The 13,650-nt window shown below is 55.0% G+C and carries 9 protein-coding genes; 4 read left to right on the top strand and 5 right to left on the bottom strand.

What is annotated here, in order from left to right; translation table 11 throughout:
• Positions 1-91: 91 nt before the first annotated feature.
• The gene (locus CUC55_RS06725; protein WP_210200664.1) at positions 92-1,453 is read left to right on the top strand and encodes an FAD-dependent oxidoreductase; all 1,362 of its coding nucleotides are present in this window, start codon (positions 92-94) and stop codon (positions 1,451-1,453) included.
• A 111-nt stretch (positions 1,454-1,564) separates the two neighbouring features.
• Positions 1,565-2,881 (top strand): MFS transporter, encoded by a 1,317-nt coding sequence (locus tag CUC55_RS06720; RefSeq protein WP_103087353.1) that lies wholly within the window; start codon positions 1,565-1,567, stop codon positions 2,879-2,881.
• A 614-nt stretch (positions 2,882-3,495) separates the two neighbouring features.
• On the opposite strand, the gene CUC55_RS06715 is transcribed toward CUC55_RS06720, so the two are convergent.
• Positions 3,496-4,452 (bottom strand): LysR family transcriptional regulator, encoded by a 957-nt coding sequence (locus CUC55_RS06715; protein ID WP_067650680.1) that lies wholly within the window; start codon positions 4,450-4,452, stop codon positions 3,496-3,498.
• 100 nt (positions 4,453-4,552) lie between these two features.
• On the opposite strand from CUC55_RS06715, the gene CUC55_RS06710 reads away from it, so the two are divergent.
• The gene (locus CUC55_RS06710; protein WP_067650077.1) at positions 4,553-5,635 is read left to right on the top strand and encodes an HlyD family secretion protein; all 1,083 of its coding nucleotides are present in this window, start codon (positions 4,553-4,555) and stop codon (positions 5,633-5,635) included.
• Between the two features lie 32 nt (positions 5,636-5,667).
• Positions 5,668-7,236: an MDR family MFS transporter gene (locus CUC55_RS06705; protein WP_245417713.1), complete on the top strand. Its 1,569-nt coding sequence runs from the start codon at positions 5,668-5,670 to the stop codon at positions 7,234-7,236.
• Positions 7,237-7,608: 372 nt separating this feature from the next.
• Here the strand turns inward: CUC55_RS06705 and CUC55_RS06700 are convergent, their stop codons facing one another.
• From CUC55_RS06700 to CUC55_RS06685, 4 genes are all read right to left on the bottom strand, one after another.
• Positions 7,609-8,424, bottom strand: a complete 816-nt coding sequence (locus CUC55_RS06700; RefSeq protein ID WP_245417712.1) for a DUF3313 domain-containing protein — start codon at positions 8,422-8,424, stop codon at positions 7,609-7,611.
• Between the two features lie 221 nt (positions 8,425-8,645).
• On the bottom strand, positions 8,646-8,810 hold the full coding sequence (locus CUC55_RS23585; protein ID WP_157940927.1) for an ATP-binding protein: 165 nt from the start codon (positions 8,808-8,810) through the stop codon (positions 8,646-8,648).
• Positions 8,811-9,340: 530 nt separating this feature from the next.
• Positions 9,341-10,090, bottom strand: coding sequence for a MipA/OmpV family protein (locus tag CUC55_RS06690; protein ID WP_103087449.1), 750 nt, complete (start codon positions 10,088-10,090; stop codon positions 9,341-9,343).
• 432 nt (positions 10,091-10,522) lie between these two features.
• Positions 10,523-13,648 (bottom strand): efflux RND transporter permease subunit, encoded by a 3,126-nt coding sequence (locus CUC55_RS06685; RefSeq protein ID WP_103087350.1) that lies wholly within the window; start codon positions 13,646-13,648, stop codon positions 10,523-10,525.
• Positions 13,649-13,650 lie beyond the last annotated feature (2 nt).

Below are 13,650 nucleotides of genomic sequence, written 5' to 3'. Positions count from 1 at the left end.
CTAAAATGCCCTGGCCACGCTGGACAAACAAAAAGTGAGAGTTTATCCTGACATGCAATTGATCGACAACTGAGTATCTCAGAGGGAGAATGTGTACGTGTTTGAAGGATGGAAANTCGAGTGCACTGCCGACTCGAGCATAGACCTGCCGCAACTCGCGGACGTCGATGTCCTGGTGGTCGGAGGTGGCGCGGCGGGAGTTGCAGCGGCGACCGTGGCGGCAGAAAAAGGAAANTCGGTAGTGCTCGTCGAGCGATATGGCTTTNGCGGCGGCGCNGCCGTGGCCGGCATGTCTGGGACGATTTGTGGGCTCTACATGGCAAGCGAGAATAGCGACCGCCCTGAGCAAGTTGTCTTTGGCTTTGCCGAGCGCTTCAAGAAAGCATTGGCTGAGCGTGGCGGTTTAACGTCCCCCCAAATCTACGGCAAAACTTATACAGTGACACATGATCCTCTGATGTGGCGCGAGACTGCCGACCAGTTTCTGGAAGCAGCCGGAGTCAAGGTCCTCTTCCACACCGTAGTCACTGGCGTAATCATGAAAGGCGAGACCTTTCTTGGAATTATCGCCGAGTCAAATGCAGGTCGTACCGTAATTCGCGCCAAACGTATTATTGACGCTTCAGGCGATGCGGCAGTTGTTGCACGGGCCGGTCATTCATACACCTTCGGCGATGATGGCCGCATTCAAAACCCAACCATGTTTTTTAGGCTGGGAAATGTGGACATGGACGCGTTCTCCGCATTTTGGGGGGAGGACACTATATGCCCACCAAAGGTCATCGATGCTATTTCTTCCGCACACCAAAGCGGGAAATACATCCTTCCACGCAATAAAATCTGGATCTTTCCAACCACGCGACCTGGCGAACTGATGGTGAATGCCACCCGACTGTCTGGACGAGATGGACGCATGTTGAACGTTATTGATCCGGCGGATTTCACCGAAGCCGAGATTGAAGGACGTCGTCAGGTAAGAGAGTATGCACGGTTTCTTGCCGAAGCTATCCCTGGTTGCGAAAACAGCTTCGTTGTAGATACGGGTGTCGAGGCGGGCATACGACAAACTCGCTCGATCGTCGGCAGAGACACGCTCCGCAACGATGATGTGCTCACATGTCGTAAACGACCTGACGGCATTTGTCGCGTGCCATGGCCAATCGAGCTCCATAGCGGAGATAAGCCCAAGCTTCATTGGCTGTTAGACGATTACTATGAGGTACCCTATGGCGCCCTCGTACCTGAGCATGGCGAAANCATCATAGTAGCGGGTCGTTCGTTGAGTGCCGAGCATGAGGCTCTCGCCTCGGCACGAGTTACTGCACAGTGTTTTGAATATGGGAACGCCGCTGCTACCGCCGCCGTCATGTCGATCGAAGATGGCAGATCCTTTNCCAGTATCACTGGCGAGGAGGTTCGCGCAGAAATGGCTCGGCTCGGCAGCGCGCTCTAAAGCCAACGATACCGGTTCGCACAGCTCTCGGTCTCAAAAAATTCAATGGAATCTTCGTCCCGGTAGCTCTTGGACAACGAAGACCCGTGTTTGCAATTGTGGAGGAAGAAAATGAAGTCAATACCTTACCGCTGGGTGATCGCGATCACTCTATTCGCAGCCTACAGTATACAGTACTTGGACCGGGTTAAAACGAACGTCCTGAACCCCGTTATCGCTCATGACGTGGGTCTCTCGGTAAGTGATCTTGGGACGGGAGCATTTTTGATGCTTTNGTTTNATGGCCCGTCGCAATATCTCTCCGGAATTTTAACCGACAAGTTTGGGGCCAAGCGCATTTTGATTTTCTCGGTTATCGCCTGGTCAGTGATGACGGCGTGGATGGCACACATTCAATCGAGAGATGAGTATTTTTNCCGAATGGCATTGTTTGGCGCTCTTGTGGGAACCGAATATGTGCCTTCAGCGCGAATCCTCATGCGATGGTTCAATAAAGAGGGACGGGCCCGTGCTCAAGCACTTCTCTCATGGGCATGGATTTTGACGCCTGCATGGGCAAGCGTTTTCGCAACGCAGTTCGCACATGCGGCTGGCGACTGGCGAATTGTTTTCTATGTGACCGCGGCATTCGGGGTTGTTCCCCTCGTCATGATTGCGCTCTTGGTTTTTGACAGACCTGAGCACTATAAAAAGGCGACGCCAGCAGATTTGGAATACGCCTACCGCGACGAGATTGAACGAGGCGATATCCGAGAAGGTTCTTACGGAGACGCTCAGAAGCAAATCCTTGAAAAGCACGACATCAAGTTCTTGGACCTGTTCAAAAATAGAAGCTACGTGGCGGTGATCTTCGTGGATATCGTCATGCAGATCACACTCTACGGAGCTTTGACGTGGATACCGCTCTACCTCTCCGACGTTTTTCATTTTAAGCTTCAGGAGATGGGACTGTGGAGCGCGCTTTACTTTGGTGCCGGTGCAGTCGGAAGTTTCTCATCCTCGTATCTTTCCGACAAAGTTTTCAGCGGCAATCGCAGGATTATGATCCTAACCTGCTTCATCGGCCTCGCACCGTTTGTCTTTTTGCTTGCCACTCTCAACGAGGCTCATCCAGGAATGCTGGCCTTCTGCCTCTGCGGCATGGGGTTCTTCGGCAACATGGCATGGGGGCCCTTCCTTGCTGTACCTGCGGAAATTTTCACGCCTGAAGTGTATGGAAAGGCTATGGGGTTCGTGAACGGTGCCGCCTACACAGTTGCCGCATTCAGTGCAAAAATATTTGCGGCATTGGTCGTTGTCAACGAGGCCGGCAAAGACTACTCGCTGGGCTGGGTGTTCATCGGCGCATGTGTGCTAATGGGCATAATTGCTGCAAGTTTTATCCAAACGGGGCCCGGCAAAACGCAAGCTGTTGCTCGCACTGCATGAGCCTAACCGCTGAACGATTTCGTCAGCTTTAGGACTTCAGCTTCTGTTTCGAGCGGATAAGTAAAGCAACAAATAGGGCGCCGGGTTAGGTCGGCGCCCGTGTCATGGTGATCGGTTCTAACTGCTCGGCCGCCTCGCTACTGAGGCCGTCGTCGCTGCGCATCTGATTTCGGCTCCTATAGCTCGGACAGCTGGAGATTGCACCNTTGGGGCAATCCGTTGGTGCCTCACCGCTGCGCTGATGTTGCCCACTCTCGAAACGTTCGCCTATCAGTGCTTGTTTACCCGCTGGTTCGACAATCGTCCACTTTCTGGCAGGTGATGCCACCGAAGTCTCTGTTTCTGTTGAACATCAGTCCGCCAAACACACTTGCCGTCTTGATAGATATTTCATAAAGAAGGCGCCGCCAAAAGGCCCAACACTCTTACTTCTTGCCCAACGATCGGATCTAATTGAAANCTGTGCCGCCGACACCCCCTTGAAGTGGCTGCGGCCGGGTGTTCGCCGAAAGCCGGAACTTCCCTGATGCCCTGGAACTTGTTCTGCGGTTCCGGTGAGCGTGGCGGGCAGTCGCGTTCATTGCATGCAGACGCGTGCCAGTGACTGACGCCGCTCAGTTCTTCTTAGGTATCTGATTGCTCGTAATGTCCGTAGGGATGACCGCCGTCAGGTCGAGCCAATCGCGATGCCGCGCGAAGTGTTCGCCCATCAGATCGATGAATGTTCTCACCTTACTCGACAGCTTGTGACGATGTGGATAGATGGCGTTGATCGTAAATTCCACGGGTCTCCAGTCCGGAAGTATTTCAACCAGTCGTCCCGCCTCGATGTCGTCGGCGACCTGGAAACTTAGCATCAAGCAGATTCCCTGACCGTTGCGCGCCATCGCCAGCAGAGTGTCCGGGACATTGCTCACCAGATTACCTGAAACCCTGAGCGACGTCGGTACTCCGTCAGGCCCGAAGAAATGCCATTTGTCACCATGAGGATAGAAAGAATATCGACCACAGTTGTGCCGAGTTAGATCGTCCAGCGTCTCAAGCGGCGGGCAACTTTCCAAATACGCTGGTGATGCACAAAGAATGTGGCGAAAGGCGAGTAGATTACGAACGATCAATGTCGATTCCGGCGGCCGCATGGTGCGGACTGCCAAGTCATACCCTTCTTCAACCAGGTCAATCATCCGGTCACCGCCCGTCACGTCCACCTTCGCCGATGGGTAACGGCTCAAATATTCGCTGATGGCCGGGGCAAGAAATCCTCCAATCTGGTAGTTGGTGTAGAGCCTTAGCGTGCCCATAGGCGTCGAGTGCAAAGCACCTGCGGCGCGATCTGCATCGTCAATCTCGGCGAGGATGCTGTTGCATCGTTCGTAATAGGCCCTTCCGGCCTCCGTCAGGCCTATGCTGCGGGTGGTACGATTGAGCAGACGCACGCCAAGATGCTCTTCAAGCGCTTGCACGTGTTTGCTCACCATCGTGACCGACGTATTGAGGCGTCGTGCGGCGGCAGTAAAGCCATCCGCATCGACCACCTTCACGAAGATTCCCATACTCGTCAGTCGGTCCATCATTATAATCTCGATGTTTATAATATTTCCATATATCGCAGGATTATCATTCTTTCTACAACGTCCTAGGCTGAGCGGGTCAAACTTGCGAGGATATAATATGGACGCCGGCCCCATTGTTAAGACGCCTGTACGAACTCGTTCGTCCCGCAGCGTCAGGACGCTGATTCTGGGAATGATCGTGCTTGCTGGCGGGGTCGCCACCGCCTATTACCTTAATCGATACATTACTCATGGCCAGTACATCGTCTCCACGGACAATGCCTATGTGAAGGCCGACGCCACGATCGTTGCTCCGAGGATTTCCGGATACATTTCGGCGGTCGTCGTCGGCGACAACGAGCAGATAAAATCAGGACAAACGCTTGCTCGGATAGACGATCGCGACTACCAAGTCGCTCTTGATCAGGCGAAAGCCAACGTAGCCGGAGCGTCGGCTGCACTGGCCAGCAAAAAGGCTTTGCTCTACTCGCAAAAGTCAGTGATTGAAGCCGCGCAGGCCGCCGTTTCAATCGACGAGGCCAATGCGGCTTTCGCCGAGCAGGATGCCAAGCGATACTCTACCTTGGCGGCCTCCAACTCGGGCAGCGTCCAAAACGCACAACAGGCAGAAACTCGCCGTGCCGTGAGCCGCGCGACACTCGAACGCGATAGTGCCGTATTGATAACTGCGCGCAAGCAGGTCGATCTGCTGAAGGCTGACGTTGATCAGGCGCGAGCCGCCCTCGTTCACAGCCAAGCCATCGAACGGCAAGCAGCCCTAAACCTCACCTATACGTTGATCGTTGCGCCACTAGACGGCACCGTCGGCAACCGCACGCTGAGGGTTGGTCAATACGTCCAAGCGGGCACGCAACTCATGGCCGTGGTGCCGCTTGCAAGCGTCTATATCGTCGCAAACTACAAGGAAACTCAACTCCGCGACGTGAGAGAGGGACAGCCAGTCGACCTTGAAGTCGACATGCTGTCTGGCATGACCCTTCGAGGCCATGTCGATAGTATCGCACCAGCGAGCGGCCAGGAGTTCGCGCTTTTGCCCCCCGATAACGCGACGGGAAATTTCACCAAGATCGTACAGCGCATCCCCGTCCGGATCCGCGTTGACGACTTCGTCGGGCATGAAGGCACTCTGCGCCCTGGCATGTCGCTCGAGGCCAGTATCGACACCAGAAGCGGAAGCTAATCATGCGTGTCAACAGTAATCAGAGCGAGACAATGGATAAAGGTTCCACCCGTGAAAAGGCGACCGGACTGCGTATCTGGGTTGCGGTGATCGGATCAACGCTCGGCGCGTTCATGGCTGTGCTGAACATTCAGATTGTCAATGCATCGCTCGCCACCGTTCAGGGTGCGATTGGGNCGGGAACGGACGAAGGAGGCTGGATCTCGACGGCCTACCTAGTCGCCGAGATCATCGTTATTCCGCTGACAGGCTGGTTGTCGCGTGTTTTTNCGATGCGCCGATATCTGCTTGTCAACGCGGTGCTTTTCCTCGTGTTCTCCGCTGGCTGCGCACTGGCACAGAACCTCGGGCAGATGATCGTGTTGCGAGCGCTCCAAGGCTTTGCTGGAGGCGTCCTGATTCCGATGTCGTTCACCATCATCATCACGCTGCTGCCGAAATCGAAGCAGCCGATCGGAATGGCAATGTTCGCGATCTCGGCAATATTTGCACCCGCTATCGGCCCCACAATCGGCGGCTACCTGACGGAAAACTGGGGGTGGCAATATATCTTCTACGTGAACCTTGTTCCCGGAGCCGCCATGGTTGCAATGCTCTGGTTCTCGCTCGACTCCCGACCCATGCAACTGCACCTCATCAAGCAGGGCGACTGGCTCGGAATCGGAACATTGTCGATAGGTCTGGGTACACTCCAAACGGTGCTTGAGGAGGGCAACAAGGAGGATTGGTTCGGTTCTCCTTTCATCACCCGGCTTTCGGTGGTCGCTGCCCTCTCTCTCATTCTATTCGTGTGGATAGAGCTGTCCACCAAGCGCCCGCTTCTCGACCTGCGTCTTGTCCTTCGGCGCAACTTTGGTTTTGGAATGGCCGCGAGTTTTCTTTNGGGTATAGCGCTATACGGCCTCGTGTTTCTGTTGCCCCAATATCTGGGGCGCATTCAGGGCTACAATCCTGAGCAGATCGGTTTTGTGCTCGCCTGGATTGGCTTGCCGCAATTGTTTCTAATCCCATTGGTCCCGCGTCTGCTCAGATGGTTCGATGCCCGTCTCCTGATTGGGGTCGGCCTCGGGCTGTTGGCAAGCGGGAATCTACTCGGTATCAACATGAGTGCCGACTATTCTGCCGATCAACTGTTGATTCCCAACGTTCTACGCGCCATCGGTCAAGCCTTGTGCTTCGCTCCGCTCTCGGCCGTGGCCATGGCTGGGATCGAACCGGAGAATGCCGGATCAGCCTCGGCCCTGTTCAATATGATGCGGAATCTCGGTGGTGCCATCGGTATCGCCGTGCTGCAGACGTTCCTGACGAAGCGCGAGCATTACCATTCGAATGTGATCAATCAATCAGTATCGGTCCTCGATCCGGAGACCCGGCGGCGCATAGGTTCTCTTACCAACTACTTTCTCGGTCGTGGCATCAGCGACGCAGCTGTGGCCAGCCAAAAGGCACTAATCGTTATTGGTCGGCTCATCCGGCAGCAAGCGGACATCATGGCTTTCAGCGACAGTTTTTTTCTTCTAGGCGCGGCGCTGGTTCTTGCTTTGGCAGCGTCGTTGTTCCTAAAAAANCCGGGCACCGTCAACACCGGGGACGCACATTAAAAAGAGATCTTGCCGAGGGCAGAGTGCCAGGACGTCCCGCAGGCTCCGACCTCAACTCTCGCGAGACGTACGCTCTGGTCGTTCGATGATTAGCTAGAAAATTCACGCTGACGCACCTTTCATGAATACCAGCGCGGCCAAGGTTTCTTTAAATCAGGCCGAACTGGCATTTTTGCAAANTCTAAGCTGAGACCGAGAATGCACCGCGTCTGACGCCCGTGCAGAATTGGATCGCTGTACTGCAAGTGAGCATTGTTGAGTATCAGTGAAGGCGGAGGCGTCAGCAGAAAGAAGGCTCGCATGCTTGCCCATGGTGGCCGACAATCGAGCGCGCCTCGCGATGAACCATCGTCTCACGTCAAATGCGCGAGGTCACGGAGTTACGCCCGACTTTGGCTTCTTGTCGGTCCACTGTGGCGGTAGCCCGAACTTTGTCGCAACAGCGCCTTGCACACCGGGCGAACGACCAAAAGCTTCACACGCGGCGTATTTCGGCTTTCCACCCAACCAGGATTGTACTCGATGCCTCGAAGGGATCGACGCGTCGAGCATTTTGGGTTCCCTACCGACGATCAATATTTNCGAAANGTCGGCGGCAAACTTCGATGCCTGATTGTAGGCGTCGCCCACCTCGGAATAACGCGGCTTGTCCTGCAAGAAGTTCGCTCCGCGCGCCCACATCATCGCCGCGCGCTGTACATTTAGGTTATCGACAGCTTCCGCCTCAACGGCAAGGCCGCCGAGACCGAATGGTATGCGAGGGATGCCAACAAGCGGGATATTGTCGGGAAGCGCAAAACCGCCACCAACGCTGACGACCGTCGCAGCCGCGGCCATATCTTTGTTCGTTGGCACGATGTCCGTGACCACAGAGCGTATCGTCAAATCCGCTGGTTGGTTAGTGGGAACAATTTGATATTTGTCGCTAAGGGCGACGCACAATGCCCGGTCAAGTGCGTTGGAAACTAGCGCCCGGTTGGCATCAGTTTTGACCTTGGATGCAGCGATGAACGTAAAACTCGTCGGGACAATCCGCACCGTCTTAACCTGGGCCAGTTGTTGGCCGTCTACGTAAAATCGGCGCTTCTTCCCCAGTTTATCTTTGGCTACGCCAAGATTGCTGTACGAGGTAAGCGTTCCACTTTCCTTCATGGGCATTGTGGTACACCCCGAGGCAGCAATCGCCATGCTCACGAACAGGACCGAAAATAAACGCTTGAGTGGATCCTTGTCTAAGGGACGGAAGGAAAGAAGATTGCTGTGCACTTTGTTAGCCTCCGATAAATTTGGGAGGACAGTTGCAGTGGAGGATTGCCGCAACATTACAAAGACCTGTCAAANGATAGCACCTATGAGAATCGGCCGGAGCTTGGATGCTCGCAAGGGTGGGACGAAATAGGTTCGCTGCTTCAAAGCTGAACTGTCGACTTCGTGCCACGCAGGCTACTTTGTAAGCTGACATGCCCGCTGTGATTTGTAACAATCTGCTTGACAAGACACAGACCGAGCCCCGCGCCGTGGCTCCCCAGGGTAACGCGGTAAAAGGGTTCGAAAGCCAATTCCTGTTTGATCATCAGCCATTCCCGGTCCCTGATCGGCCACAGCCACTGCACCATCTGCTCACATCGATAGGACAATCATTCTTTTGCCATCGCGGTGATTTATTCCATTGCCAACAAGATTGCTTACCGCTCTCGTCAGTGCCGGACCGTTGCCGCTCCATTCGAGCCTCTCAATATTGCTATGAAAGGAAGAAGCTGGTGACGGAGCTGTTTCAATGTTTATGCAGTTATGGCGTTAAGGTGGGGCACGACATTTGACGTTACAATGTATTTTTNCGTAGACTCTTGGCATCGAAGTCAAANGAAGCATGGCATTAACAAATGACCGATTCACACAGTTTGTGTCTTGCGGTTGGAAGGGTCACACTGTGATTTTCCCTCCTGGTGCAGATGGCTTCCCCATTCACCAACGAACTCACGCTCGACCGCGTGGGTCTCATATTTCGTGGCGCTAAGAAGGTTAAATTGAGTAAATCACTTTGATCTGCGAGACCGAGGACGCATCGCGACAAGAGAACAGGCCGCGATGCCACGATCAGTTTTTAGAACTGGTACCCAACGCCGAGCATCGCGAAGGGTTGAATGTCATCTTTCACAATCGGACTGTCTTTGGCGTCTCCAAGAAGGAAACCTGCACCCGCTGCGCCCGTGACCATCCAGTTTTCCGTCCATTTGTACGTTACCGATCCTTTTAGATCGACGCGTTTAAAGCCTGCGCCTGCCTCGTACTCTCTCAAGCCAGAGCGTGCAGACTGTGCCGAGTTCACAGCAAANTAGGACTCCATATGCTTGCTGTCGGCCCAGGTGCCGGATACATCCGCCGAAAAAACAAAGCGTTCGTACTGATACGATGCCTTTGCTCCAACGGTACCGGTCAGGCCTTCGCTACCACCGAGTGTCTTGTCGAGTGAGGCATATACTTCGAACGGTCCGGTTTCATAGGTGAGCAGCGCGCCAACAACGCCGCCCATATTAACGTCGCCGAGGCCGCGAAGATAATCGGAATCGTCTTCCTTTCGCCCCATCTCGACCCCGCCTTTGGCGGCTACGCCGAAGCCGTTGTGTTCCCACAAGTCGACCACAAGTCCGTCAATGCCCAGATGGACGCGGTCGCCGAATTGGGCTGACACGATCGGAAAGGGCTGGATCTCGAATTCATCGGAGCCTTCATATTCGGGAAGATAAACCGCACCGACACCCACTGTGACCTTCCAGTCGTGCAATTTGCCGCGTACGCCGCCGAACCGCTCCTTGTCAAACTGTTCCGGCGGCGTGACTGGGGCTTCCTCCATAACGAAATCAGCAGCCCAGGTGGTTGCGGGGAGCATCAAAGACACCAAAGCTGTCGTCATGACCAAGAGCCTGACGATTGATCCACTCTGAAGATTAAAGAGAACCTGCGTCGACGCNGCGCGTCGTTTCGGCATGGGGGGAAGATGATTGTCTTTGAACACCTGGGATATCTCCTGTTGTCAGCTACGCAAAANTCGCCGATGGCGACTGCCTTGGACACTGGGAGAGAAGCATTGCGGCTGCATTACAAGATTGGCCAACCGACGCCGCTTCAGCACGTGGAACCGCTGAGGGCGAGCTACTGAATGAAGCGGCGCGATACTATTATCAGGAGAATAATCGGGCCCCCGAACAGCGCAGCGACGAGAAACGCGGAAAAGAGCAGGCGGCCGACAATGCGCTTAATCGCTTTGCAGTTTATTGACATTGTCCTACCTCGCCGGTTGCGGATGGTTTTGGGGCGCAACGATGCGAGGCGGGCCCTTCACTTTCCGAATCAAGCTGTCGATGCAGGAAATGATCACCGGGATAACGATCAGACTGAGAACTGTGGAGCTTATAAGCCCACCGATAACCGCATGTGCCATGGGAGCCCTCTGTGCGCCGGCCCCGGAAGTTGCCAGGGCAAGCGGGATCATCCCGAAGATCATCGCCAGCGTTGTCATCACGATCGGGCGAAAGCGCACGGCACCGGCATTTGCTAAAGCCTCCACAACGGAAAGTCCCCGTCTGCGCTCCTGATTGGCGAAGTCGACCAGCAAGATGCCGTTTTTCGTGACGAGACCCATCAACATGATAAAGCCGATCATCGAGAACATGTTGATGGTGCTTTCAGCCAGCAGCAATCCGATCAACACACCGACCAGCGACAGAGGAAGCGCCGCCATGATGGCAAGCGGTTGCAAGAAACTTCCGAACTGCGACGCAAGTACGACGTAGATGAAGATCACTGCCATGACCAGGGCCTTAAGCAGGCTCGTAGTTGCTTTCTCGACGTCTTCAGCGTCTCCTCCAAACTTGATCCGGTATCCCGCCGGAAGTTCCTGCTTGGATATGGTGGCCTCGAGATCGGCCGTGACGTCACCNATGGCACGACCCGATACATCGGCGGAGATCAGAACTTCACGTAATTGGTCCAGGCGACGGATCTCTGATGCAGCCGGAACCAGATCGATGTCAGCAATCTGGCCGAGCCTCACCATCCGTGGACTTTTGCTGTGGCCGGTATTGGGCAATTTGATCATAAAATTGCGGATAGCGGAGACGCTGTCTCGTTGATTCACGGGAAGTCGAACCACCAAATCGTAAGTTTGACCCAGCGGATCGGACCAGGTTCCGACCTCTTCGCCATTGACGAATGGCGAGAGCATCGCGGAAAGCTCGCGAATGCCGACACCAAGGTCGCCGGCTTGCTCGCGCTTCAGCCGTACCGAGAAAAGCAGTTTTCGATCGCTGGCGCTTGAATTGATGTCCACCACTCCTGGGATCCGGTGCATGTCCGTAATCAGCTCCGCTGCGGCTTTTTCCAACACCGCCCGATCATCGCCGAGCAAGCTCAGTTGGATGGGGCTTGCACCACCACCGAGACCTGCTTGGATGATGGCGATGTTGATCCCGGGGATCACCGAAAGGCGCTTGCGGATCGGGTTAGCCAGCATCACGGGAGTTCGTTGGCGTTCTTGTTGAGGTACAAGACTGAGAAGCAATGTCGCGTTGTGTTTGCCAGGATTGCCGCCCGTGTTGATCGTTGAATAGGTGGAGGCCACCTCGGGAAATTCACGCAAAGCGGCTTCAACCTGTCGAAGTTTTGCGGTGGTGTAATCCAGTGATGAGCCCGCTGGAGCGGCTATATTGATCTGAAACTGTCCCTCGTCCGAAGTTGAAACAAACTCGACGCCCACAAGTGGAACCATGAAAATGCTGGCAATGAACACTGCTGTTGTGAGCAAGAGCGTGACCAGGCGGTAGCGCAGCGTCCAGCGGATCATCTTCCCGTAGATCGCGACAATCACCTCAAAGCCGTTATCGAACCGCGCGATGGTACGGCCAATCGGGCCGCGAACCGCATTAGGCTCTGCGTCTGGGTCATGCCATATGCTGGAAAGCATGGGGTCGAGCGTAAACGCCACGAACAGCGAAATCATAACGGCTGCGGAGACGGTAACGCCAAACTCATAGAAGAAGCGACCGACCATGCCGTCCATGAAGGCAACCGGAAGGAAGACGGCAGCAATTGCCGCTGTTGTCGCCAAGACGGCAAGCCCGATTTCGGCTGTGCCATCGAGTGCCGCCTGAAANTGCGACTTACCCATGCGCAGGTGACGAGTAATATTCTCACGGACGACAATGGCGTCATCGACCAGGATGCCGATCGAAAGCGTCAGGGCAAGCAAACTGAGCATGTTGAGGGTAAANCCCAGGAAATCGATGACAGCGAGTGTGCCAATCATCGAGATCGGCAATGTCAGCGCGGTGATGACTGTGCTTCGCCAGGAATTGAGAAAGAGAAAGACGATGGCGACTGCCAGCGCCGCCCCTTCGATCAAGGTCGATTGCACGTCACCGAGCGACTCCAGGATGGGTCTGGATGCATCNTTGATGATTTGAAACTGCACATTCTTCGGAGCCAAAACGACGGTGAGCTGGTCAAGCCGTTTGCGCAACTCGCTTACCACCTGCACTGTGTTTTCGTCATCAATCTTGACGAGGTCAATCGCCAACGCCGTCTCGCCATCGTACATGGCCCGACTTTCCATATCCGCCGGGCGGGTTCTTAACGAGGCCACGTCCGAAAGGTAAACAGGGAACCCACCGCGGCGGTCAATCATCAGATCAAGTAATTCCTTGGGCTCCGAGATCCGACCCTGGATCTGAATAGTGCGTTCGGAGAGGTCGCTGATGATGCTTCCGGCTGGCCGGTTCCTGTTGCTGCTCCTGATTGCCTCGATCACGTCGTCGGCGCCTACACCAAGAGCGGTCAACCGCGTTTCGTCGATTTGAATATCGATCTGCTCTTTCTGGCCGCCAACCAGTGTTGCCTGCCCAACTCCCGACACGGTCGCGAGCTCGCGGAGCACGCGGTCCTGAACAAGATTGGTCAATTCGGGCACGCCCAGGGTTGCGGACGTGACGGCAATCGAGAGGATCGGCTCGTCCAACGGATTGAAGCGCGAGACGATGGGCTTGTCGGCCTCTTCCGGAAANTCTGCGTCAAGGGCTGCGACCTTGTCACGGACGTCTTGCGCCGCGACCGGGCTTTGCACCTCGAGTTGAAAACTCGCCACAACGACGGATCGACCTTCGTAGGATGTTGAGGTTACGTCCTCGATACCGCTGATCGTGTTGAGCGCCTCCTCGATCGGCTTGGTTACGTCCATCTCGACAGCTTCGGGTGTGGCGCCAGGGTAAGTGGTGGTGACGACGACAACTGGGACATCGACATTTGGAAACTGATCAACCCCAAGCCGATCATACGAGAACGCGCCGATCACCACCAGAACCACCATCATCATGGTGGCAAAAACCGGGTTATCGATGGAAATGCGGGTGAGAAACATGA

It is taken from the genome of Agrobacterium bohemicum, assembly GCF_002896715.1.
GTDB lineage: Bacteria > Pseudomonadota > Alphaproteobacteria > Rhizobiales > Rhizobiaceae > Agrobacterium > Agrobacterium bohemicum.
The sequence above is the reverse complement of the archived record's forward strand: the minus strand, read 5'-3'. Positions and strand labels throughout refer to the sequence as shown.

Bases quoted from the DNA above. Each gene is read 5' to 3' on its own strand.
- CUC55_RS06710 (WP_067650077.1), top strand. From the start codon at position 4,553: ATGGACGCCGGCCCCATTGTTAAGACGCCTGTACGAACTCGTTCGTCC.
- CUC55_RS06715 (WP_067650680.1), bottom strand. From the start codon at position 4,452: ATGGACCGACTGACGAGTATGGGAATCTTCGTGAAGGTGGTCGATGCG.
- CUC55_RS23585 (WP_157940927.1), bottom strand. From the start codon at position 8,810: ATGATCAAACAGGAATTGGCTTTCGAACCCTTTTACCGCGTTACCCTG.